The organism is Actinoallomurus rhizosphaericola (assembly GCF_024055675.1).
GTDB classification, from domain to species: Bacteria; Actinomycetota; Actinomycetes; order Streptosporangiales; family Streptosporangiaceae; genus Actinoallomurus; species Actinoallomurus soli.
The window spans coordinates 318836-341125 of the sequence record NZ_JAMXMW010000003.1; the positions used below are offsets into that span (position 1 = coordinate 318836).

Genomic DNA, 22290 nt, shown 5'->3' on the forward strand with positions numbered 1-22290 from the left:
GGATCAGTACGCAGGCAGTCAACGCGCGAAGAGGGCGTCGTCCACCACCGTTGACGGATCCTTCGCGGCGGCCGGCACCGCCTTAACGCGGTTCTAACAGGCGGAACCGGGCGCGCCGCTCAGGAGCGGGCGACCCGCAGCAGGCGGAGGGCGGGCTCGGGAAGCGCTCGGCCTCGTGGCCACACCGCCCGCAGGACGCGCTCGAACCGCGTCTCGGTGGGCACCTCGACGAGCCGTCCGGCCCTGATCTCGTCGGCGACCACCAGGGCGCTGAGCACGGCCGGTGCCGTGCCCGCGACGGCGGCGGCCCGCAGCGGCGCGGTGGCGCCGAGTTCGAGCGCCGGCTCGGCCGGGCCTCCGTACGGAGCGAGCGCCGCCTCGAACGTCTCACGGGTGCCCGAACCGGCCTCGCGCAGGAGCAGCGGCGTGGCCGCCAGTTCGACCGGGCGCAGCGGCCGGCGTCTGCGGGCCCACGGATGCTCCGGGGCCACGACGACGACGAGGCGGTCCCGGCCGACGGCCCGGCTGTGCAGGTCGCGGGGCGCGCCACGGCCCTCGATGAATCCCAGGTCAGCCTCGTCCGTTCGGAGCCGTTCGATGACGTGGGTGCTGTTGGTGACGTTCAGCTCGACGTGCACGCCAGGGGCGGCCTCCCGGAGCGCCACGAGCCATCCGGGGACGAGGTGCTCGGCGATCGTGAGACTGGCCGACACTCGGAGCCGGTCCGCCTGCCGGGAGCGCAGCGCGGCGACGCCCTCGACGAGCGCGTTCGCCTGGACGAGGACGGCGCGCGCCCAGTCGGTGACCACCGAACCGGCCGGGGTGAGCCGGGAACCGCTGGTCGAGCGCACGAGGAGCCGCACGCCCAGCCGCCGCTCGAGTGTGCGCATCCGCGCGCTCGCCGAGGGCTGGCTGATCCCCTGCCGGGCGGCGGCCTGGCCGAGGCTTCCGGTCTCGGCGACGGCTACCAGCAGTTGCAGTGCTTCCAAGTCGGGCAGCCCGGGGCTCATAGGGGAACTCTATGACCTGCCATGAGATTGCCTGCTACTGGAGGGGCCGTGTGGCACCGATGCTTGGGATCATGTCGATCTCGATCCGCCCTGTCGCTGATCACGCGGAGGACATCGCGCCGCCCCTCGCGCCGCCCTCCGGCCCGGCCCGAATCCGGCGTGGCCGGGCGCTCGCGCCCGGCCTGGCCGCCGCCGCCCTCGCCGTCGCGGCGTCCTACGCCGTGCACCGCGCGACGGGCACGCTGCCGATGCTCACCGTCGCACTGATGCTCGGCGTGCTCGCCGCGAACCTGGGCCTCCTGCCCGCGGCGACGCGGCCCGGCCTCCGCTTCTCCGCGACCAGGTTCATGCGCGCCGGAGTGGTGCTCCTGGGGCTGCAGGTCTCGTTCGGCGACATCCTCGCGCTAGGGGCGCGCACGATCGTCATGGTGATCGCCGTGCTGGTGGTGACGTTCACCGGGACCCAGTGGCTGGGCCGTCGGCTCGGCCTGTCCGACCGTCTCTCCCTGCTCGTGGCGGCCGGCTTCTCCATCTGCGGCGCGTCGGCCGTCGCCGCGGTCGACGGCGCGCTCGGCACCCGTCCGGGCGACCCGGACGCGGAGCGCGAGACGGCGACAGCCGTCGGGCTCGTCACGCTGTGCGGCAGCCTGGCCATCGTCGTGATGCCGCCCGTCGCCCGCCTGCTCGGCCTTTCGGCCTACGACGCGGGCCGCTGGATCGGGGCGAGCGTGCACGATGTGGGCCAGGTCGTCGCCACGGCCACCATCGCCGGTTCGGCCGCGCTCGTTCCGGCGGTCGCGGTGAAGCTCGTCCGGGTGGTCATGCTCGCGCCGATCGCCACCGGAGTCGCCCTGCGGACCCGCCGGGGCTCCCTGGCGGCCGAGCATCGCCGGCCCCCGCTGCTGCCGCTGTTCGTGCTCGGATTCCTGGGCACGATGGCGCTCCGCTCGGCGGTGAGCGTTCCGCCCGGCGCCCTGGCCGCCGCGAACACCGCGCGGGACGTGCTCTTCGCGGCGGCGCTGTTCGGCCTCGGCAGCGCCGTGCGTCTGCGGGAGCTCCTGCGGACCGGTCACCGCGCCCTCGTGCTCGGCCTGACGTCCTGGGCGCTCATCGCCGGAATCTCCTATGGAGGCGTCCTGCTCACCTCCCGGTAGCGCGGTGGCCGCGAACGTACGCCGAGCCGCCCCGCGGTCGCACCGTGAGCGTGCCCACGCGCGAGCGGCGACCCGGAACGGAGCGGGGATCCGGCGGCTCATCCGGCTCTTCCAGGCGCACGGGTCACGTGAGCGCGAGGATGGAAACGGTCGCTCCGGCGTACAGTCCGGTCCAGCAGCCGATGAGCGGCCCGGAGAAACGACCGGTGCGCCGTACGGCGATCACGGCGAGGACCGCCCCGGTGAGCGCGGCGATCGCGGCCACTCGTGCGGGTGCGGTCAGGCGCCAGTCGGTGAACGCCATGCCGACCGCGACGGGCATCATCGGCTGGAAGACCATGGCGCCGGTGATGTTGCCCAGGGCAAGGGTGTCCTTGCCCTGGCGGATCCAGAGCACGCTGTTGATCTTCTCCGGCAGCTCGGTCGCCAGCGGTGCGACCAGGATGGTCAGTACCAGGGCGTTGGTTCCAACCGCCCGCGCGAGATGCTCGATGACGGTGACGAACACCTCCGCGCCGCCGACCAGCAGGCCGACACCCGCGATGGTCTGCGCCAGGATCCGGTACGCGGCCGGCGGAGCGTCCCCGGCGCGGTCGAAGTACAGGGGACCTGGAGGATCGTCCGCACCGCCCTGCCGCCTGGCCCGGGCGATCGTCGTGGTCAGGTACGCCCCGTACGCGACGACCAGCAGCAACGCTCCGATGAGGTGCACCGGCCGGCCGTGGATGTTCCCGATGACGATGGCGGCCGACAGCGTGCCGAGGAAGATGAGCAGGTCGCGGCTCATCGCGGGCCGATCGATCCGGAGACCGGCGCCCTGCCGCCGCGCGCGGTAGAGCAGTGCCGCGAGGCCGCACAGCGCCATCGCCAGGGTCCCGAGCAGGAAGGGCGCGCCGACGATCGCCCCGATCGCGATCGGGTCCCCCCGCTCGCCGCGGACGATCGCGACGACGGGAACGAGGGACTCGGGCATCGCCGTCGCCACGGCGGCCAGCACACTGCCGACCGCTCCATGGCCGAGGTCGAGACGTAGTCCCGCCCATTCCACCGCGTTGGTGAAGACGAGCGCCCCGGCCACCAGCATGGCGAAGCCGGCCACGAGCAGCACACCATCGAGCATGGAAGACCCTTCGATCGTCGGTACGTGAGCCGGAACCCGTCGCCGGTCAGGGCACGGCGTTGCGGACGTGGCTGATCGGGCTGAGGCGGAAGCGCAGCCGGCAGACCACCGCGTCGGTGTCGCGGCGCAGCGCGTGCGCGAGGACGGCACCACGCTGGTTCTGCAGCACCCGCTGCCAGGCGTGCGCCGGTTCCACCTCAGGGATCAGGACGAACACGTGCGGCTCGTCGACGCTCCGAACGTAGTCGACGATCGGCTCGACCAAGCGCCGGTGAGCGTCGCTGATCAGGGTCAGATTGACGTCCGGGGCCCAGCGCTCCCACGCCTCGATGAATTCCTTGACGTCCTCCGGGTCGTCAGGGTGGGTGACGCGCAGCGCGACGACGCGCTCGCCGATGGACAGCGCCGCCGACATGGCCTCCTGGGCGAGCCGGTTGACCGCGCCGATGGGCACGATCACGAGGGCGCGCCTCGGGCGCGGACGGTTCGGGACCCGGTCCATCTCCAGGCGATCCGCGATGCGGCAGTACGCACGGTTGATGATCGCCATCAGCGCGACCAGGAGCGGCAGCGCGATGACGATCAGCCAACCCCCCTCGGTGAACTTGGTGGCGGTCACAATGATCGCGGCGATCCCGGTGAACAGGGCGCCGAGGCCGTTCAGCGCGGCACGCGGACGCCATCCGGCCGGCCGCTCGGTCCACCACCGCCGCACCATGCCCGCTTGGGAGAGGGTGAAGCCGACGAAGACGCCGATGGCGAACAGCGGCACGAGCGTGTTCATGTCGCCATTCGTGCCGATGAGCAGCAGGGCGGCGGTGACGGTCAGGAAGAAGATGCCGTAGCGGTGGACCTGCCGTTCGGCACGCAGGGCGAACAGGTGCGGCAGGTTGTGGTCGTTGGCCAGGAGCTGCGCCAGGACGGGCATGCCGCCGAAAGAGGTGTTGGCGGCCAGGGCCAGGAGCAGCACCGTGGCGAACTGGACGACGTAGTACCCGATCCCGTGCCCGAAGGAGCCCGCGGTGACCTGGGAGAGGACCGTCACGCCGTGGACGGGGTGAATGTGGAACTTCACGATCAGCGCGGCGATGCCGATCAGCATGAGCCCGAGGATCGCGCCGAGCGCGACCTCGGCGCGCTGGGCCCGCCTGACCCGGGGAGCGCGGAAACCGGGCACGGCGTTGGCGATCGCCTCGACGCCCGTCAGCGCCGCGCACCCGTTGGAGAAGGCCCGCAGCAGGAGGAGTAGACCGACTGCGCGCAGGGTATGCGCCTGGGCGGTGGCGTGCTCGACCGACACGGGATGGTCACGGAACAACCCGACGACGATCACCGCGGCGATGGAGAAGACGAAGACCGCGGTGGGCGTGACGAAGAGCCGGGCGCTGTGCGCGATGCCCCGCAGGTTGACGGCGGTGACGAGCACCAGGACCGCCAGGCACAGCCAGACGGTGTACGGCAGGAGGCCGGGCAACGCGGAGGTGAGGGCCGCCACGCCCGCGGCGATCGAGACCGCCACGTTCAGCACGTAGTCGACGACCAGCGACGCGGCCGCCACCAGCGACGATCTGCGACCGAGGTGGGTCTTCGCCACGCCATAGGCCCCGCCTCCCTCCGGGAATGCCGCGATCACCTGGCGGTACGACAGGGTCAGGACGCCCAGCAGCCCGGCGATGGCCAGCGTGACGGGCAGGGTGTAACCCAGCCCGCTCGCGCCGGCGGCGGCCAGGACGACGACGATCGCCTCCGGCCCGTACGCCACGGACGCCATGGCGTCCAGCGACAGCGCGGCGAGCCCGCCGATGACCGACAGCCGGTGTCGCTCGGCGTCCTCGGCCGGTCCGGGCCGGTGGGTGCTCTTACGTTCGGACAGCAGTGACATGCGCGCCTTCAGGGCTGGAAGCGGTGGCCCGTTCCGGGCTCGGTGAGCGGATGCCGATCCGCGGATCGTCGTCGACGACGAGGACGCGTGTCATCGAGCCCGCCTCTCCCGCAGCGCGTCGACGTGGGAGGTCAGCGCCGGGTCCGCCAGGTCGGGTGAGGCGGCGGGCAACGTGATGATCATGGTGAGACCTCCCCCGGGCGTCTCCTCGATGGCCAGAGTGCCGTCCATGGCCTCGACAAGCCCGCGTGACAGGGCCAGACCGAGCCCGACGCCGGTCCCGTTGTCACGGTCACCGAGCCGCTGGAACGGCTGGAAGACGCGATCCCGTTCCTCCGGGGGGATGCCGGGCCCGCGGTCGATGACTCGCAGTTCGAGGTGGCCGGCGTGGGCGCTGGCCGTGATCAGGACCGGCTCGCCGGGCGGGCTGTGGTGCACCGCGTTGGAGATCAGATTGACCAGCACGCGTTCGAGCAGCACCGGATCGGCCAGCGCGTCGATCAGGTCGTCGGGGACCTGGAGCCGCACGTCGGAGGCGTCGAGTTCGTCGACGGCGTACGGGACGATCTCCTCAACGGGGACGGACCGGACCGACACGCCGAGGGCTCCCGCCTGCAGCCGGCTCATGTCGAGCAGGTTGGCGACGAGACGGTCGAGCCGCACGAGGGACTCATCCGCGGTGGCGAGGAGTTCGTCGCGCTCCTGCTCGGACCAGTGGACGTCGTCGGTGCGCAGGCTCTCCACCGCCGCCTTGGCGGAGGCCAGCGGCGAACGCAGGTCGTGGCTGACCGCCGTGAGCAGCGCGGTCCGGAGACGGTCGGCCTCGGCCAGCGGCCGGGCCTGCTCGGCCTCCTCGGCGAGGCGCTCCTGGCGCAGGGTGACGGCGGCCTGGGCGGCGAACGCCTCGAGCACGCGCTGGTCGGCGGCCGAAGGAGTGCGACCCCGCAGGACCAGTGCCAGACCGTCGTCGACCGGAATGTCGGCGTCGCCCTCGTCGGGAGTGCACACCGGTTCCCCTCCGACGGTGGCGATGATGCGCCAGCAGTCCGGATCGCGCTGGCGATTCGGGGTCAGCGCCGCCTCCGGGCGGCGTTCCAGCAGCGTCACCGTGGTGAGGGCGAAGGTCACCCGGAGGCGTTCGAGCAGGTCGTTCAGCGCGCTCTGGTGCCGACGGCCCACGTTCCAGCCGCGGAGCACGCTGCCGGCGAGGTCTGACAGCAGTTCCGCGTCCGCGCTCGCGCGGGCCGCCTCGCGGGTGCGCCGCGCGGCGATCTCCACCACCGCGCTGACCGCGACACCCACGAGGACGTACGCGACGAGCGCGAGGACGTTCTCATGCTGGTTGATCGTGAACTCGTACAGCGGCGGCGTGAAGTAGTAGTTCAGCAGCAGGGAGCCGACGATCGCGGCGAACAACGCGGGATAGATCCCGCCGGCCAGCGCGACCGCGACCACGGCGATGATGAAGACCAGGATGTCGCTGGCCATGGACAGCTGTCCGCGCAGGTTGGCCAGCAACAGAGTGAGGAGCGGCAGGCCGGCGGCGGCCAGCACGAATCCCGCGGCCTGGCGGCGGCGGGTGATCGCGCCGGCGCGGCGGGTCCGCAACCTGTTCTTTCCCGCCTCTTCATGGGTGACCATGTGGACGTCGATCGGCCCGGACAGAGCCGTGGTGGTGACGCCGACACCGCGGGAGAACAGCTGGGCGAACCGGCCGCGCCGGGATGCGCCGAGGACGAGCTGGGTGGCGTTGACGCCGCGGGCGAAGTCGAGCAGCGCCTGGGGGATGTCGTCGCCGACGACCTGGTGGTAGGTGCCGCCCAGGCTCTCAACCAGCGCCCGCTGGCGGGCCAGGTTCGCCGGGCTCGCGCCGGTCAGCCCGTCACCGGCGGTGACGTGCACGGCGAACAGATCGGCGCCCTTGGCCCGGTCGGCGATGCGGGCCGCCCGCCGGACGAGTGTGTCGCCCTCAGGGCCGCCGGTGAGCGCGACCACGACGCGCTCCCGCGCCTCCCACGTCGTGTGGATGCCGTGGTCGGCTCGGTAACGGTCGAGCTGGTCGTCGACCTTGTCGGCCAGCCACAGCAGGGCGAGTTCGCGCAGCGCGGTGAGGTTGCCGACGCGGAAGTAGTTCGCCAGCGCGGCGTCGATCTTCTCCGGCTGGTAGACGTTGCCGTGCGCCAGCCGGCGGCGCAGCGCCTCCGGCGCCATGTCGACCAGCTCGACCTGATCGGCACGCCGGACGACCTCATCGGGCACCGTCTCCCGCTGCGGAATACCCGTGATCTGCTCGACCACGTCGTTGACCGAGTCGAGATGCTGGATGTTGACCGTGGTGACCACGTCGATGCCGGCCTCGAGGATCTCCTCGATGTCCTGCCAGCGCTTCTCGTTACGCGATCCCGGGATGTTCGTGTGCGCGAGCTCGTCGATCAGCGCGACCCTGGGGGCCCGGGCGATGACGGCGTCGGCGTCGAGCTCGGTGAACGTCGTTCCCCGGTACTCCATGGTCTTGCGGGGAACGGTCTCCAAACCCTCCAGCAGCTCGATGGTGCGGGGCCGGCCGTGGCACTCGACGTAGCCGAGTACCACGTCGGTGCCGCGGTCGCGGCGTCGGTGCCCCTCGGACAGCATGGCGTAGGTCTTACCGACACCCGGTGCGGCGCCGAGATAGACGCGCAAGCGCCCCCGGGTCATCCCGCCTCACCTCCTCATCTGCGGGGGCCGGCGTGTCGTGCGCTCCCACGCACGGCACGCCGGACGCCCACGGTCATCCACGGAACGGGTACTTCTCGTCGAGCTCGACGTTGAGCTGCAGGACGTTGACGCGAGGCTCGCCGATGAAGCCGAGCGTGCGGCCGTCCTCGTTGTCCTTGATCGCGGACAGGACCTGCGCCTCGGTGATCCCGCGAGCCTTCGCCACCCGGGCGGCCTGCAGCCGCGCGTAAGCGGGAGAGATGTTAGGGTCCAGGCCGCTTCCGCTGGCGGTGACCGCGTCCGCGGGCACCTGCGGGGCGGCCGGGGCGGTGCCGCGGATCGGCACGATCTCGCCTGCGGAGTAGTCCTCTCCGGCCTTGGCGCACTCGACGACGATGCCCTTGTAAGTGGTCAGGAACGGCTTGGTCACGACGCCGCACTGCTCGTTGACGCTGACGACGCGGGTGGGGCGGGTCACGTGGCCCGAGCGGTCGCGGGGGCCGATGACCGACAGGACCGCGCCGACGCCGCCCCGGGTGCAGAACGGGCGGGCGCCGCTGACGCCCTCGAGCTCGCCGACCGCCTTGCTGCGGGAGCACACCTGGGTGAGCAGGCTGTCCCGGGCGGTCTTGGCGGCGATCTCGTCGGCCTTCTTGGCCGGGTTCTTCGGGAGGGTGTCGACGATGTCCTCCGGGCCGAGGTTGCTCGCGGACGTTGAGGTCGGGTCGTAGCCGGTGCCAGCGTTGGACGGGCGGCTCTGGACGTACTGCTTGAGCGGGTTCCCGTCCTTGTCGGTGAAGTCCTGGCCGATGAGGCGGCTGCCGACGACCTTGCCGTCCGCACCCTTGATCATCGAGCCCTCGGCCCGGCCGTGCAGGCCGGGGATGAGGGCGACGGCCCAGACCGCGAGCGGGTAGATCACCCCCACGATCACCGTCAGGACGAGCAGGGCGCGGACCGCGGCGAGATGCTGGCGGATCCAGATAGGCAGGCGCATGTCAGGACATCCCCGGAAGGAACATGATGAGTAGATCGATGAGCTTGATGCCGATGAACGGCGCGATGATGCCGCCGAGCCCATAGACGTACAGGTTGCGGGTCAGCAGCTTCGACGCGCTGCTCGGGCGGTACTTCACGCCGCGCAGGGCGAGCGGGATCAGCGCGACGATGATGATCGCGTTGAAGATGACGGCCGACAGGATCGCCGACTGCGGGCTGTGCAGCCGCATGAGGTTGAGCTTGTCGAGCCCGGGGTACACCGCCGCGAACATCGCGGGGATGATCGCGAAGTACTTGGCGATGTCGTTGGCGATCGAGAAGGTCGTCAGCGCGCCTCGGGTGATCAGCAGCTGTTTGCCGATTTCGACGATCTCGATGAGCTTCGTCGGGTTGGAATCGAGGTCGACCATGTTGCCGGCCTCCTTGGCGGCCGACGTTCCGGTGTTCATGGCCACGCCGACGTCGGCCTGGGCGAGCGCGGGCGCGTCGTTGGTGCCGTCGCCGGTCATCGCGACGAGCTTGCCGCCCTCCTGCTCCCTCTTGATCAGCGCCATCTTGTCCTCGGGCTTGGCCTCGGCGAGGAAGTCGTCCACGCCGGCCTCGTCCGCGATGGCCTTCGCCGTCAGCGGGTTGTCACCCGTGATCATGACGGTGCGGATGCCCATCCGGCGCATCTCGTCGAAGCGCTCGCGCATCCCGGCCTTGACGACGTCCTTCAGGTGGATGACACCGAGCACGTGGGCAGTCGTCACGCCGTTGTCGCGGACGACCTCACCGACCACGAGGGGCGTGCCGCCGCTGGCCGAGATCCCGTCCACGATGTGGCCGACCTCGTCCGTCGGGTGGCCACCATTGTCACGGACCCACTTCATCACCGCGGTCGCCGCGCCCTTGCGCAGCATCCGGTCGCGGCCCGGCGTGCCGTCGCCGTCCAGGTCGACCCCGGACATCCGGGTCTGGGCGGTGAACTCGATCCACGTCGCGTGCGACAATTCGCCCGGCGTGCGCTCCCGCAGACCGTACGTCGTCTTGGCGAACACGACAATCGAGCGGCCTTCCGGGGTCTCGTCGGCGAGGCTTGACAGCTGGGCGGCGTCGGCGAGCGCCTGCTCGCTCACACCGTCCACCGGGGTGAACTCGGCCGCCTGCCGGTTGCCGAGCGTGATGGTGCCGGTCTTGTCCAGCAGCAGCGTGTTGACGTCACCGGCCGCCTCGACGGCGCGGCCGCTCATGGCGAGGACGTTGCGCTGCACGAGCCGGTCCATGCCGGCGATGCCGATCGCGCTCAGCAGCGCGCCGATCGTCGTCGGGATGAGGCAGACCAGCAGCGAGACCATGACGATGCCGGTGACGCCCTGCGCGTTCAGCGCGAGCGAGTCCGGCACCCCGGGCTGGTTCGCCTTAGAGAAGATCGCGAGCGGCTGCAGGGTCGCGACCGCCATCACGAAGATGATCGTCAGCGAGGCCAGCAGGATGTTGAGGGCGATCTCATTCGGGGTCTTCTGCCGGTTGGCACCCTCGACCAGCGCGATCATCTTGTCAATGAAGCTCTCGCCGGGCTTCTGGGTGATCTTGACGATGATCTGGTCGGACAGCACCTTGGTGCCGCCGGTGACCGCGGACCGGTCACCCCCGGACTCGCGGATGACCGGCGCCGACTCCCCGGTGATCGCCGACTCGTCGACGCTGGCGATGCCCTCGACGACGTCTCCGTCGCCGGGAATGATGCCGCCGGCCTCGACGATCACATGGTCGCCCTGCTGGAGTTGCGGCGCGGGCACCGGCTCTTCCCGGATCGGGCTCCCGGACCTCCAGTCGATCAGGCGGCGGGCCATCGTGTCGGTCTTGGCCTTGCGCAGCGTGTCGGCCTGGGCCTTGCCTCGGCCCTCGGCCACCGCCTCGGCCAGGTTGGCGAAGATCACGGTCAGCCAGAGCCAGACCACGATCAGCCAGGCAAACCAGTCGGGCTTCGCCACCGCCAGAATCGTCGACCACACGGCGCCGATCTCGACGATGAACATGACCGGGTTGCGCCACATCGTGCGCGGATCCAGCTTCTTGGCGGCGTCCGGCAGCGACGTGAGCAGTTGTTTGGGATCCAGGAGACCGCCCTGGACACGCCCGCCCGAGGGCTTCGGTGGTTCCGGAGCCTTGATGGGAGCTTCGGTGACCTGTGCAGACATCAGTGGATTCCTTCGGCCAACGGCCCGAGCGCGAGCGCCGGGAGGAACGTCAGTGCGACGAGGACCACCGTCACGCCGGCGACCATGCCGACGAACTGCGGACGGTGGGTGGGCAGGGTGCCCTCCGACGCGGGGGTATGTCCCTGGCGGGCGAGAGACCCGGCCAGACCCAACACGAAGATCATCGGCAGGAACCGCCCGAAGACCATCGCGAGACCCAGCGCGGTGTCGTACCAGGTCGTGTTCACCGTGATCCCGGCGAACGCCGACCCGTTGTTGTTGGACGCCGACGTGAAGGCGTAGAGCACCTCGCTGAGCCCGTGCGGGCCGCTGTTGGCCATGCCCGCCCGCTCACCGGGCAGGGCCATCGCGAACGCGGTACCGACGAGCACGCAGATCGGCGTGATCAGGAAGTAGGTCGCCGCGAACTTGATCTCGCGGCTGCCGATCTTCTTGCCGAGATACTCGGGGGTGCGGCCGACCATGAGACCGGCGACGAACACCGTGATCACCGCGAGGATCAGCATGCCGTACAGGCCTGAGCCCGTGCCGCCCGGCGCGACCTCGCCCAGCATCATGTTGAACATCGTCATCATGCCGCCGAGGCTGGTGTAGCTATCGTGAAAGGAGTCGACCGCGCCGGTCGAGGTCAGGGTGGTGGCGTCCGCGAACGTCGCGGAGTTCGCCACCCCGAACCGCGTCTCCACGCCCTCCATGGACGAGCCGATCGCCGTCGGGATCGTGCCGTGGTGCGAGAGCTGGAAGTACGACATCAGTGTCACGCTGATGATCGCCAGAGTGGCCATCACCGACACGATCGCGTAGCCCTGCTTGTTGCTGCCGACCATCCGCCCGAACGTCCGGGGCAGGCTGAAGCTGATGACCAGAATGAAGAAGATCTCCAGCCAGTTCGTCCACACCGCCGGGTTCTCGAACGGGTGGGCGGAGTTGGCGTTGTAGAACCCGCCGCCGTTGGTGCCGAGCTCCTTGATGGCCTCCTGGCTCGCCACCGGGCCGCCGGTGATCGACTGCTTGGCACCCGCGAGGGTCTGGATCGTGTGCGGGTCATGGAAGTTCTGCACCGCGCCGCCGATCACGAGGACGATCGCGCCGACGAACGCGATCGGCAGCAGGATCCGCAGCGTGCCGCGGACCAGGTCGACCCAGAAGTTGCCGAGGTGCTCGGTCCGCTTGCGCGCGAAGCCGCGGACCAGGGCGATCGCCACCGCGATGCCGACGGCGGCGGACACGAAGTTCTGCACCGCCAGGCCGGCCATCTGCACGAGATGGCCCATGGTCGACTCGCCGGAGTACGACTGCCAGTTCGTGTTGGTCGTGAAGCTGATGGCGGTGTTCCACGCCTGGTGCGTCATCACCGGCTTGAATCCCAGGCTCAGCATCAGATGGTTCTGAACCCGCTGCAGGCCGTACAGGAACAGGACCGACACGACGGAGAACGCCAGCACGCTCCGGGCGTACGCCGCCCAGGTCTGCTCGGCCTCCGGATGCGCTCCGATCAGGCGAAAGACGAAGCGCTCGACCCGTGAATGCCGCGTACCGGTGTAGACCCGGTACATGTAGTCGCCCAGTGGCCGGTAGACCAGGGCCAGAGCGAGCACGAGGGACGCCGTGAAGACGATCCCCGCGACCGTCATGCTCATCAGAAACGCTCCGGGAACAGTAGGGCGGCCACCAGGAACACGGACAGGAGCACGGCCAGGATCAGCCCGACCAGGTTCTCCAGGCTCAAAGCCGCTCGACCGCCTTCACGACCAGGCCGAACAGGGCGAAGATCGCCACGGTCAGCAGGATGTATACGAGGTCAGCCATCTCTCTCGGTTTCTCTCTTCGGTCGACGAAGGTGGCCGCCGTCCCGGCGAGCGCCGTCCTGGGTTCCGACCGTGATCGGCAGGTCGGTCTCGACGGTCGGAACCGCTCGAAGGCCGGTCGCGTGAAGGTGGAAGTCGGCCCACACCGGGTCGGCCCGCCGGTACCGGCGGAGGGCGTCACTGACCGCGCGCGCTGAGGCCACCAGAACCGCACCGAGGACGAGCACCACCGCCCTGGCGACGTCGTCACTCCCTGTGATTCCGATGTACCCGAACCGATGCACGTCGAAGCCGGTCACGCACATCCACGCGATCGCGCCGATGGCCGCGCCGTCGGCGACTCGGCCCTGCCATGACCACGCCATGACGGCCACCGCGACCGCCGCGAACGCGACCTGCCACGGCAGCCCCGCCAGTACGACGGCCAGGGCGAAGACGCAGGCGCTGCCGCCGGCCAGTGACCAGGCGGAGATCTCCAGGCGCGTCATCGCATCCTCCTTGAGCATGCCGGCGGCATGCCCGCCGGTCCCCTTCGTCGGGGTACGGCAGGAGTAAACGCCTGTTTTCGGCCGTTTCGGCCGTCATTGACAGGCCCTTAGCGCGCTCCTTACGCGCCTTAACGGACTTCTAACGGGCCGCCGTTCACCGGCCTCATCAGGGCCGGGATGAGAGACGGTCAGTGCGACTCGCGGGCCACCGCGTCGCCCGAGGAACCCACCAGGAAGTCCAGGTCGGCGCCGGTGTCCGCGCCCATGACGGTGTCGACGTAGAGCCGCTCCCAGCCGCGCAGGGGGCGGGCCACGCTCTCCAGCAGCGCCCGTGAGGGCTCCCTGCCGTCGAGCTCCTCCTGCGGGATGTCCACGTCGATCCGGCGGTTCTCCACGTCGAGGACGATCGGGTCGCCGGTCCGGACCCGGTCCAGCGGGCCGCCCGCCGCGGCCTCGGGCGAGACGTGCAGGACCACGGTGCCGTACGCGGTGCCGCTCATGCGGCCGTCGCAGACCCGGACCATGTCGCGGACGCCCTTCTTGAGGAGCTTCTCGGGCAGCGGCATGTTCGAGACCTCCGGCATGCCCGGGTAGCCCTTCGGGCCGCAGCCGCGCAGGACGAGCACGGAGTCCTCGTCGACGTCGAGATTCGGGTCGTCCAGGCGGGCGTGGAGGTCCTCGATCGAGTCGAACACGACCGCCCGGCCCCGGTGGCGCATCAGGCGCGGGGAGGCCGCGGCCGGCTTGATGATGGCGCCGTCGGGCGCGAGGTTGCCGCGCAGCACGGCGATCCCGGCGGCGGGCTGCAACGGCGCCTCACGGGTGCGGATGACCTCCGGGTCCCAGATCTCCGCCTCGCCGAGATGATCCACGAGGGGCCGCCCGGTGACGGTGAGCGCCTCCGGGTCGAGCAGATCCCGGACCTGGCGGAGGACGGCGTTCAGGCCGCCCGCACGGTGGAGGTCCTCCATCAGGAAGCGGCCGGCGGGCTGCAGGTTCACGAGCAGCGGGACGTCCGCGCCGATCCGGTCGAAGTCGTCCAGGGTGAGGGGGACGCCGAGGCGGCCGGCGATGGCGAGGAGGTGGACGACCGCGTTGGTCGAGCCGCCGAGCGCCGCGAGCGCCACGATGGCGTTCCGGAACGAGCCGGCCGACAGCACGTCGCTGGGCCTGCGCCCCTCCCGTACCATCTCGACGGCCAGCCGGCCGGTCTCGTGCGACTGGGCGAGCAGGCGGCTGTCCGGCGCGGGCAGTCCCGCCGTGCCGGGCAGCGTGGTGCCGAGCGCCTCGGCGAGCAGGCCCATCGTCGAAGCCGTGCCCATCGTGTTGCAGTGACCCCGGCTGCGGATCATGCAGGACTCCGACTCGAGGAAGTCGCGCTCGGAGAGCTGGCCGGCGCGTACCTCCTCGCTGAGGCGCCACACGTCGGTGCCGCAGCCGAGCGGCACCCCGCGGAACGTGCCGGACAGCATCGGCCCGCCGGGCACCACGACGGCGGGCAGGTCGACCGAGGCCGCCGCCATCAGCAGGGACGGGATGGTCTTGTCGCAGCCGCCGAGCAGGACGACGCCGTCGATCGGGTTGCCGCGCAGCATCTCCTCCGTCGCCATCGCGGCCATGTTGCGCCACAGCATCGCGGTCGGGCGCAACTGCGTCTCGCCCAGGGACACGACGGGCAGGTTGAGCGGCACGCCCCCGGCCTCCCATACGCCCTGCTTCACGCTCTCCGCCACCTCGTTCAGGTGGCTATTGCAGGGCGTCAGGTCGGAGGCGGTGTTGGCGATGGCGATCTGCGGACGCCCGTCGAAGGCGTGACCGGGCAGGCCCCGGCGCATCCAGGCACGGTGGATGTAAGCGTTGCGATCCTGACCCGAATACCACTGGGAGCTGCGCAGACCCGGCATTGTTCCATCCCTTCGAACGGCGACCCATGGCATGGAAGCACACGGGGCCGCTCGACGTCACCCTCCGTACGGGTCGTACCCGGGCCGGCGGCGCCGGGCGGTCAGGAGTTCTCTCCCCACAGCCGGCGTACGGTCTCGAAGACCTTCTGGTTGTGGGAGATCTCGACGACGTTGCCGTCCGGGTCCTTCAGCGCGCAGATGTAGCCGACCGGGCCGGGCATGTCGCGCGGCTCCCAGTGCAGGCACCCGAGCTCCCGTGCGCGGTCGGCGAGCGCGTCGACGTCCTCGCGCCGCGGCACCTCGATGCCCAGGTGCGCGAACGGGGTGAGCAGCCCCAGCCTGCCGCCCTTGTCCTCGTTGAACGAAACAAGGACCAGCACGAACGGCGTCTCGACCTGCTTGTCGTTGGACAGCCACGCGCTCTCACCGGCGGCGTCCTGGAAACGCTCGACGACCACCAGGGGCGTCAGCGTGGTGTAGAACTCGATCGCCTGGTCGAGGTCCCCGGTCGGCAGCGCGACATGCGTCCAGCGGGCCTGCGTCAGAGCCGTCCCCATGGAGTCCTCCCGAGCACCGTCGCGGACGTGACCGTCCTCCCAGGCTACGAACCCACCCGTCCTCGGTCCACGGCCCGGCGGAACCTCAGCGACGGGGCCCGACGAGCTCGGCCGGGTCGAAGCTCAGCTCGAACGGCTCGGCCAGCTTCAGCATCTCCCCCGCGTGCGCGTCGGCGATCTTCGCGTACCCACGCCCCCGCAACTCGGCGACGGTGACCTGGACGATGCCGGAGAGCTCGACCTCCATGAAGAAGGGAACGCCGCCCTCTGCGTAGCGCTGGGACTTCCATGCGCGCCCGAACGCCGTGTTACCGGGGCTGAGGATCTCGGCCACCATCGTCACGTCGGCGGCGTTCATGGACGAGCCGTCATCGGAGAGCGCGGCAACCGATGCGACCATGACGTCCGGGATCAGAAGATCGGCTCCGAGTTGCAGATTGACTTCGCGGTTCGCCGCGGTCCCAGGCGGGGCCGCGGCGTCAAAGAGCCTTTCCAACTGCTTGGCGGCCCATTGATGCGGTTTCGGAGGCACGGGGGATACCACCAGTCTTCCTTCGATGAGCTCCTGGCGCATGCCGTTCTCCGGCAGGGCCAGCACCTCCTCGATCGTCCAGCTCGTGCGGTAATGATCGGGCGGCATGGCAAACGCCTCCGTCATCGGTGGATCACCTCCGTACACGTCGCCAGTCTCGCACGCCTACGCCATCACTGTACGCATCGATGCGATTACAGATCCCGAAAACGCGAAATCCCGCCCCCGGCCAGGTGCCGGGGGCGGGATCCGGGGTTCGGTCAGCGGACCTCGGTGATCTCCGGGCCGCGCTCAAAAGGGTTGAACGGGGACCTCTCATCGCCGCCGTCCTCCTGTACCGGCCCGCCCGCCTGCTGCGCACCGGCCGGCAGGGACAGCGCCAGCAGTTCGCGGGGCGGCATCGGGTCGTCGCCACGGACGACCACGATGTTGGCGAAGATCTCCTCGACGGCCCGGGCCTGCTCCGGGTCCTGCAGGGCGGCGCCCTGCACGACGCCGCGCAGGAACCAGCGCGGGCCGTCGACGCCGAGGAAGCGGACCGGCTGCCAGCCGTAGCCCTGCTCCGCGACCTCCGGCGGGACCTGGTCCTTCAGCTCCTCCGGGATGGCGACCGGGACCATGGCGTGCAGCTCGGTGCCGAACGGCCCCTCCGCCTCCTGGGTCTCCCCCTGCGCCTGCTTGATCTCCTCGGCGATCTCCTCGCGGAGCTCGTCCCACAGGCCGCTCTTCTTCGGCGCGGCGAAGGCCTGCAGCTGCAGGCCGCTCTCACCGGTCACGACGGTGACGGCGACGAAATTCCCGCCGACGAGGTTGCCCTGCGCGTCCTGCTCGGCGTCCTCGATGTTGAGCTGGTGCTCGATCCCCTCGGCGATGGGCACCCGGATCGCACCGAAGTCGACGCGCTCGATCTCGGGGATCGAGTCGGCCGCGGCGTCCCAGGGGCCGCCGTGGGACACTGCCGCGCGCTCCTGCTCTCCCTCGGACCCGGCCTCTTCGGCCTCGGACTCCTCGGCCGCGACGGTCTCCTCGTCGGTCGGCTCGAGGTTCTTCTCGGGCTCCTCGTCCCGACGACGGCGTCGAAACACGACTCACGCTCCTTCGTTGTGATGTACGGCCGCGTCCGCGGCGCGGCTCCCCACGGCTCCTGCGTACCCGCCCGTGGATCCGAAACCACCGTCTCCGCGCGCCGATCCCGGCAGGACCTGGACCTCATGGAAGACGGCCCGCTCGACACGCTGGATGACCAGTTGCGCGATGCGGTCGCCGCGCGTGAGCCGCACGGTGTGCTCGGTGTCGGTGTTCAGCAGGGTGACCTTGATCTCTCCCCGGTAGCCCGCGTCGACGGTGCCGGGCGCGTTCACGATCGTCACTCCCAATTTAGCCGCCAGCCCGGAACGCGGGTGAACGAAGGCGGCGTAGCCGTCGGGGATGGCGATCGCGATCCCGGTCGGCACGAGCGCGCGGGCCCCGGGCGGCAGCTCGACGTCCACGGTGGTGACCAGGTCGGCCCCCGCGTCGCCCGGATGGGCGTACGACGGCGCGGGCAGGCCGGGATCCAGCCGCTGGATGAGAACGTCCACAGTCAAGGGCTCCACCTCGTCACGATCTGATGGCGGCGCTCGCCTCGGCGCGCGTCACAGGCCGTGACACTACCGCCTGCGCGACCCTGCGCCGGTGAGCGCGGCGCGGCCGGTCACGGCCCCGCCGAGCGGACTCCGCCGGGGGCGCGGCACCACCGGCCCCGCTCCGCCGGGCGGACGCCGCACGCGAGCCTGGCACGATCGGCCCCGCTCCGCCGGGCGGACGCCGCACGCGAGCCTGGCACGATCGGCCCGGCTCCGCCGGGCGGAGCCGTACGCCGGCGGGTGTGACGGGTCCGCGCGGCGGCGTTCAGGAGGCGTCCGAGGACCGGTCCTGCGCGTCGTCCTCGGCCTGGGCGTCTCGCGGATCCCCGTGGCCGCCCTGGTCCCCGTCGGAACCGTCCGCCCGCCGGTCGGCGGGCGGATCGGCGGGCTCCTCCTCCGCCGTGGCGGTCCTGCCGTCCGCCGGCGAGTCGCCGGACCGCGCGCCCTCCCTGGCGTCCTTCCGCCACCGGGACAGCAGGCCGGCTCGGGTGGGCCGCTCGGTCGACGTCGCGTCGTCCTCGCCGCGCAGCGCGGGCCAGGCCCGGTAGATGACGGCCGCCGTGGGGACCGCGACGGCGGCGCCGGGGATGCCGCCGACGACCGCGCCGACCGAGATGGCGATGATGATCGCCAGAGGGTGGAAGCGCACCCATCGGCCGACGACGAGCGGCTGCAGGACGTGGCCCTCGAGCTGCTGCTCCAGGATCAGGATGCCGAGGAAGACCAGGGCGGCGACGAAGCCCTTGAAGCTGAAGACGACGAGGACCGCGAGCGCCCCGGCGACCAGGATCCCGACGATCGGGATGAAGCTTCCGAAGAACACGATCACGGCGAGCGGCGCCACGAGCGGCACGCCCATGATCATCAGGGTCACGGCGATGACGATCGCGTGGATGAGCGCGACGATCACCGTGCCGTGGACGTACTGCGACAGCGTCTCCCAGGCGGCGCGGCCGGCGCGGTCGATGCGGTCGCGGTGCCGCCCCGTCCCGCCGATGAGCCAGCGCCAGATCCCCGGCCCGTCCTTCAGCAGGAAGAACGTCACGAAGAACATGAAGACCAGCGCCGCGAGCAGCTCCCCGGCGACCGTGGCACCGGTGAAGGCCGTGCTGAGCAGCTTGCCGCGCTGCTGCTGGATCTGGTTGAGCAGCTGGTCGACGGCCGACTGGAGCTGGGAGTTCTTCAGGTGCAGCGGCCCGGTGACCAGCCAGTGCTGGACGTCGGTCGCCGTCCGCTGGATGCGGTTGACCAGGTGCGGGAACTGGTCGTTGGCCTGGATCCCGACGAAGGTGCCCACGCCGCCGAGCACCCCGAGGGCCAGGAGCATCGTCAGCCAGGTCGCGGCGAGCGGCGGCATCCGCCGCGCCAGCCGTCCGGTGACGGGGTACAGCAGGGCGCACAGCAGCAGCGCGATCGCGCACGGCAGCACGACGATGCGCAGTTTGTCGAGGATGCGGGCGACCGCGTAGATCACGACCCCGATGACGATCAGCCGCCAGCAGAACGATGCCACGGTCGCCAGCGTCCGCGGCACTCCCGGATCCCGATCGCTCACTGTCCTCCTCCGGACGACGCCCTACCCGCACCGCCGTCGCCGACTCTTCACCGAACCGACGTCTTCATCACCCGGCGAGTGCACCGCGAAGAGCGATTGGCCACATTCGGGCATCGCCGCGCCGGTATCTGGTCAACGAGCCCAAATGCTCTTACCTTGTGCTAACCACGACTTTCGGCGGCGCCGGTCGGTCGAACGGGGAAGGGCTGCGTCATGGGGCACAAGGTCGTACATAGGGCATTGGACGGTTACCGATTCTCCATTTCCGGCGATCATGATCTTACTCTCCCTTTCACCTCCGTGACGCGGTACGCCGTGGACGGAAGGATCTACGAGCTGACCTCCGGTGACCGCAACGCCGCCTCGGCGTGGGCCGAGGATCTCGGCATTCGTCACTTCGACGATGAATTCTCCGTTCAAGGCGGCCGACTCCGCACGACGCGGGTCACCCATTATGACGAACGCGTCGGCCTGGAAGACCACCTTCTCGCCGTGATGTGGCAGGGCAGCAATTATTCGCTGTTCGTACCCCTGTACAGCGCCCGGGCGTCCGACGCCGTACGCCTTTTCCAGGTTCTGCGGATCACCGAGCACCAGGACGGCATCGCGGTCGCGTCCCGCGATCCCAAGCGCGCGGGCATCGCCGAGCCCGCCGACGTGGCCAAGGAGATCCCGGGGATCGGCCTGCTGGAGATCACCGCGCTGACCAGGACGACCGCGCGGAGGCTCCCGGCGTGGGCGGGCGCGAAGGTGCCGAGCGGTGAGCTCTTCCGCGACACGCTCGACGATGACACGCCGTACTTCCTGCTCGCCACGTCATCCGCGATGGTGACCGTGCTGCCGCACGAGTCCCGCCAGGCCACGGCGGTGGCGAACCAGCTCGGCGGGCTGCGCGTCGAGACCGTCGCCTGATGGCGGCGATGCTGGCCGGCGTGTCGGCCGGGACGGTGGCGTTGATCCTCCTGGCGGGCTTCGCGGGGCATCTGCTGCATCCGCGCGTCCTGCCCGCGGCCTTGACGGCGCACCGCACGGTGCCCGGCCTGTTGATCTGGCCGGTGGCCGTCGCGGTCGGCGCCCTGGAGGGTCTGTTCGGGGCGGTGACCGGGTACGCGCTGCTGGCCGGACGGCCACGGGCGCTGACGGTCGGGGCCACCGGCAGCGCCCTGCTGTTCGCGGCCTACGCGCTGTACGGGCTGTACGTCCTGCGCACCCGGCCGGGCATCGGAAGCGTGCCGTGCGGCTGCTCGGCCGACGACACCCCGATGAGCGGCTGGGTGGCCGGGCGGGCGGCGGCGCTCGCGCTGGCGTCGGTGACGGCATCGGCCGGGGCGGGCTCGGCCGCCGCCTCCCACGGCGTGCACGTCGCGATCGTGGCCCTGTCGTCCGTAACCTTCGCGGTGCTGCTGTGGTCGCTCCCGCCGGCCATGGCCGACCCCGAAAGGAGCGTCGCCCGATGAGCTTCGAGACCACGGCCCTGCTGGTGACCTGGGTGGCCATCGTCCTGCTCGCCCTCGTGGTCGCCGGACTGGTCCGGCAGGTGCACCACCTGACCAGGGCACCGCGCACGCCCGAGGTCGGCCTGACCACGGGCATGCCCGCGCCGGACCTCGACCGGCTCGCGCCCGAGCCGGGCCGCCCGACTCTTCTGCTGTTCCTCGGCGCGGAGTGCCCCGCCTGCCACAGCGTCTTCGAGGAGGCGCTGGGCCAGACCCAGGCCCCGCCGACGCGCGCGCTGTTCTTCGACGACGCCCTCGACGTCACCCCGCCGGACAACATGCTCGTCCTGGCGGACCAGGGTGATCTGTTCCAGACCTACCAGGTGCCCGCCACGCCGTACGCCGTGCTCGTCGGCGCGGACGGGCGGATCCGGACGGCCGAGCCGGTCGGCTCGGTCCGCGCGCTGCACGCGCTCATCGTGCAGGCCGGCGGCCGGGTCGTCGACTCCGAGGCGCCCGGTGAGCCGGCGCCGGCGATCACCGACGCGGACACCGCATCCGTGTGAGGAGAGGACGGGGAGGATGCCCGATGCTCGAACTCGATGACATTCCCATGCTGAGCGGCCCACGGCCCGAGGGCGCCCGGCGGACCGCCCGGCGGGTGCCGCACGCGACGGCCGAGGGCGTGGCGCGGCGGTCCATGCTGGGCGGAGCGCTGGCCGCCGGCACCGCCGTGGGCCTGTCCGCGCTCGGGGTGTTCGCCCCGGCGCGCAAGGCGCTCGCCGCCGGTTACAGCCTGACGCCGGGCTACTACGACATCTACGGCAAGTGCCCGGCGTACGCCGACCCGTTCGACTGCTCCCCGGGCTGCGGGCCGAGCACCGTCCTGTCGAGCGCGTGCCGGACGAGCGGCAAGTACACGGGGTACCACAAGTCCGGGGTGTCCGACCCGGGACGTTACAAGCTCCGCCCCAACCAGTGCTACGCGGGCAAGTACGACGGCTGGATCTGGGCGTACGCCCACAAGTGCGGGAATTGCACCAAGTCGGTGACCTGGCGCTGCCACGACGGCTGGAAGAAGAGCGCGGCCGGGCACTGGTACAAGACCGTCTGCCGGTGGGCCCTTGCCTGCGCCAAGTGAGACCCTTCCGGCCGGCCGCCTGCGCCGGGGACTGACCGAGCCGCTGCTGCCGTTCGCCGCGCTGGCCCTGCTGGCCGTCGCGGCGGCGGCCGCGCAGCAGACGGTGCTGTGCTGGGCCTCGGTCGGCGCGCTGGCCGGCTACTCCCTGTCCGGCTCCGTTTGAACGCGTAACAGCGAC

21 protein-coding genes are annotated in these 22290 nt (G+C 70.9%); 6 read left to right on the forward strand and 15 right to left on the reverse strand.

All coding sequences use genetic code 11. From position 1 onward, the window contains the following. Positions 1 to 119: 119 nt before the first annotated feature. Positions 120 to 1010: a LysR substrate-binding domain-containing protein gene (locus NE234_RS09140; RefSeq protein ID WP_252778452.1), complete on the reverse strand. Its 891-nt coding sequence runs from the start codon at positions 1008 to 1010 to the stop codon at positions 120 to 122. Between the two features lie 71 nt (positions 1011 to 1081). Here NE234_RS09140 and NE234_RS09145 point away from each other — a divergent pair, with 71 nt between their 5' ends. Next, entirely contained in the window at positions 1082 to 2164 is a 1083-nt protein-coding gene (locus NE234_RS09145) for a YeiH family protein (protein WP_252778453.1), read from the forward strand. A gap of 124 nt (positions 2165 to 2288) precedes the next feature. Here the strand turns inward: NE234_RS09145 and NE234_RS09150 are convergent, their stop codons facing one another. The 14 genes from NE234_RS09150 to NE234_RS09215 all read right to left on the reverse strand — a co-directional run bounded on the left by NE234_RS09150 (position 2289) and on the right by NE234_RS09215 (position 19535). Then, positions 2289 to 3284 carry a sodium:calcium antiporter gene (locus NE234_RS09150; RefSeq protein ID WP_252778454.1) on the reverse strand — a complete coding sequence of 332 codons (996 nt, stop codon included), beginning with the start codon at positions 3282 to 3284 and terminating at the stop codon, positions 2289 to 2291. 46 nt (positions 3285 to 3330) lie between these two features. After that, positions 3331 to 5166 (reverse strand): APC family permease, encoded by a 1836-nt coding sequence (locus NE234_RS09155; RefSeq protein ID WP_252778455.1) that lies wholly within the window; start codon positions 5164 to 5166, stop codon positions 3331 to 3333. A 90-nt stretch (positions 5167 to 5256) separates the two neighbouring features. Beyond that, positions 5257 to 7863, reverse strand: coding sequence for a sensor histidine kinase (locus NE234_RS09160; protein ID WP_252778456.1), 2607 nt, complete (start codon positions 7861 to 7863; stop codon positions 5257 to 5259). A 73-nt stretch (positions 7864 to 7936) separates the two neighbouring features. Continuing rightward, positions 7937 to 8860 carry a potassium-transporting ATPase subunit C gene (locus tag NE234_RS09165; RefSeq protein WP_252778457.1) on the reverse strand — a complete coding sequence of 308 codons (924 nt, stop codon included), beginning with the start codon at positions 8858 to 8860 and terminating at the stop codon, positions 7937 to 7939. Between the two features lies 1 nt (position 8861). Continuing rightward, positions 8862 to 11045 carry a potassium-transporting ATPase subunit KdpB gene (gene kdpB / locus NE234_RS09170; RefSeq protein WP_252778458.1) on the reverse strand — a complete coding sequence of 728 codons (2184 nt, stop codon included), beginning with the start codon at positions 11043 to 11045 and terminating at the stop codon, positions 8862 to 8864. Beyond that, on the reverse strand, positions 11045 to 12706 hold the full coding sequence (kdpA, locus tag NE234_RS09175) for a potassium-transporting ATPase subunit KdpA (protein WP_252778459.1): 1662 nt from the start codon (positions 12704 to 12706) through the stop codon (positions 11045 to 11047). The genes kdpB and kdpA overlap by 1 nt, the downstream gene beginning before the upstream one ends. Next, complete coding sequence (gene kdpF, locus NE234_RS09180; protein ID WP_252778460.1) at positions 12706 to 12795, reverse strand: K(+)-transporting ATPase subunit F; 90 nt, start codon at positions 12793 to 12795, stop codon at positions 12706 to 12708. Before kdpF ends, kdpA begins: the two co-directional genes overlap by 1 nt. A 72-nt stretch (positions 12796 to 12867) precedes the next feature. Next, positions 12868 to 13362, reverse strand: a complete 495-nt coding sequence (locus NE234_RS09185; protein WP_252778461.1) for a hypothetical protein — start codon at positions 13360 to 13362, stop codon at positions 12868 to 12870. Between the two features lie 188 nt (positions 13363 to 13550). Next, positions 13551 to 15299, reverse strand: coding sequence for an IlvD/Edd family dehydratase (locus tag NE234_RS09190; RefSeq protein WP_308206863.1), 1749 nt, complete (start codon positions 15297 to 15299; stop codon positions 13551 to 13553). A gap of 68 nt (positions 15300 to 15367) precedes the next feature. Beyond that, positions 15368 to 15823: a VOC family protein gene (locus NE234_RS09195; RefSeq protein ID WP_252778463.1), complete on the reverse strand. Its 456-nt coding sequence runs from the start codon at positions 15821 to 15823 to the stop codon at positions 15368 to 15370. Positions 15824 to 15908: 85 nt separating this feature from the next. Further along, a complete protein-coding gene (locus NE234_RS09200; RefSeq protein ID WP_252778464.1) occupies positions 15909 to 16481 on the reverse strand; it encodes a Uma2 family endonuclease in 573 nt (190 codons plus the stop codon). Between the two features lie 134 nt (positions 16482 to 16615). Continuing rightward, complete coding sequence (locus NE234_RS09205) at positions 16616 to 17440, reverse strand: DUF3710 domain-containing protein (protein WP_252778465.1); 825 nt, start codon at positions 17438 to 17440, stop codon at positions 16616 to 16618. Between the two features lie 3 nt (positions 17441 to 17443). Then, positions 17444 to 17941, reverse strand: a complete 498-nt coding sequence (gene dut, locus NE234_RS09210) for a dUTP diphosphatase (protein ID WP_252778466.1) — start codon at positions 17939 to 17941, stop codon at positions 17444 to 17446. A gap of 304 nt (positions 17942 to 18245) precedes the next feature. After that, the gene (locus NE234_RS09215; RefSeq protein WP_252778467.1) at positions 18246 to 19535 is read right to left on the reverse strand and encodes an AI-2E family transporter; all 1290 of its coding nucleotides are present in this window, start codon (positions 19533 to 19535) and stop codon (positions 18246 to 18248) included. A 300-nt stretch (positions 19536 to 19835) separates the two neighbouring features. Here NE234_RS09215 and NE234_RS09220 point away from each other — a divergent pair, with 300 nt between their 5' ends. Genes NE234_RS09220 through NE234_RS09240 form a run of 5 tightly spaced genes read left to right on the forward strand, consistent with a single transcriptional unit; the run spans position 19836 to position 22275 of the window. Continuing rightward, entirely contained in the window at positions 19836 to 20447 is a 612-nt protein-coding gene (locus tag NE234_RS09220) for a hypothetical protein (protein ID WP_252778468.1), read from the forward strand. Beyond that, a complete protein-coding gene (locus NE234_RS09225; RefSeq protein ID WP_252778469.1) occupies positions 20447 to 20992 on the forward strand; it encodes a MauE/DoxX family redox-associated membrane protein in 546 nt (181 codons plus the stop codon). The genes NE234_RS09220 and NE234_RS09225 overlap by 1 nt, the downstream gene beginning before the upstream one ends. After that, positions 20989 to 21537 carry a thioredoxin domain-containing protein gene (locus NE234_RS09230; protein ID WP_252778470.1) on the forward strand — a complete coding sequence of 183 codons (549 nt, stop codon included), beginning with the start codon at positions 20989 to 20991 and terminating at the stop codon, positions 21535 to 21537. Before NE234_RS09225 ends, NE234_RS09230 begins: the two co-directional genes overlap by 4 nt. A 23-nt stretch (positions 21538 to 21560) precedes the next feature. Beyond that, on the forward strand, positions 21561 to 22112 hold the full coding sequence (locus NE234_RS09235; RefSeq protein WP_252778471.1) for a hypothetical protein: 552 nt from the start codon (positions 21561 to 21563) through the stop codon (positions 22110 to 22112). Beyond that, a complete protein-coding gene (locus tag NE234_RS09240; RefSeq protein ID WP_252778472.1) occupies positions 22096 to 22275 on the forward strand; it encodes a hypothetical protein in 180 nt (59 codons plus the stop codon). Before NE234_RS09235 ends, NE234_RS09240 begins: the two co-directional genes overlap by 17 nt. The last annotated feature ends 15 nt before the right edge of the window (positions 22276 to 22290 follow it).

What these genes read in the sequence shown, in the direction of transcription:
- NE234_RS09155 (WP_252778455.1), bottom strand. Translation starts at nt 5,166, where the DNA reads ATGTCACTGCTGTCCGAACGTAAGAGCACCCACCGGCCCGGACCGGCC.
- NE234_RS09190 (WP_308206863.1), bottom strand. Translation starts at nt 15,299, where the DNA reads ATGCCATGGGTCGCCGTTCGAAGGGATGGAACAATGCCGGGTCTGCGC.
- NE234_RS09195 (WP_252778463.1), bottom strand. Translation starts at nt 15,823, where the DNA reads ATGGGGACGGCTCTGACGCAGGCCCGCTGGACGCATGTCGCGCTGCCG.
- kdpB (WP_252778458.1), bottom strand. Translation starts at nt 11,045, where the DNA reads ATGTCTGCACAGGTCACCGAAGCTCCCATCAAGGCTCCGGAACCACCG.
- NE234_RS09150 (WP_252778454.1), bottom strand. Translation starts at nt 3,284, where the DNA reads ATGCTCGATGGTGTGCTGCTCGTGGCCGGCTTCGCCATGCTGGTGGCC.
- NE234_RS09230 (WP_252778470.1), top strand. Translation starts at nt 20,989, where the DNA reads ATGAGCTTCGAGACCACGGCCCTGCTGGTGACCTGGGTGGCCATCGTC.
- NE234_RS09145 (WP_252778453.1), top strand. Translation starts at nt 1,082, where the DNA reads ATGTCGATCTCGATCCGCCCTGTCGCTGATCACGCGGAGGACATCGCG.
- NE234_RS09235 (WP_252778471.1), top strand. Translation starts at nt 21,561, where the DNA reads ATGCTCGAACTCGATGACATTCCCATGCTGAGCGGCCCACGGCCCGAG.
- kdpA (WP_252778459.1), bottom strand. Translation starts at nt 12,706, where the DNA reads ATGAGCATGACGGTCGCGGGGATCGTCTTCACGGCGTCCCTCGTGCTC.
- NE234_RS09160 (WP_252778456.1), bottom strand. Translation starts at nt 7,863, where the DNA reads ATGACCCGGGGGCGCTTGCGCGTCTATCTCGGCGCCGCACCGGGTGTC.
- NE234_RS09225 (WP_252778469.1), top strand. Translation starts at nt 20,447, where the DNA reads ATGGCGGCGATGCTGGCCGGCGTGTCGGCCGGGACGGTGGCGTTGATC.
- NE234_RS09185 (WP_252778461.1), bottom strand. Translation starts at nt 13,362, where the DNA reads ATGACGCGCCTGGAGATCTCCGCCTGGTCACTGGCCGGCGGCAGCGCC.
- NE234_RS09200 (WP_252778464.1), bottom strand. Translation starts at nt 16,481, where the DNA reads ATGACGGAGGCGTTTGCCATGCCGCCCGATCATTACCGCACGAGCTGG.
- NE234_RS09165 (WP_252778457.1), bottom strand. Translation starts at nt 8,860, where the DNA reads ATGCGCCTGCCTATCTGGATCCGCCAGCATCTCGCCGCGGTCCGCGCC.
- NE234_RS09140 (WP_252778452.1), bottom strand. Translation starts at nt 1,010, where the DNA reads ATGAGCCCCGGGCTGCCCGACTTGGAAGCACTGCAACTGCTGGTAGCC.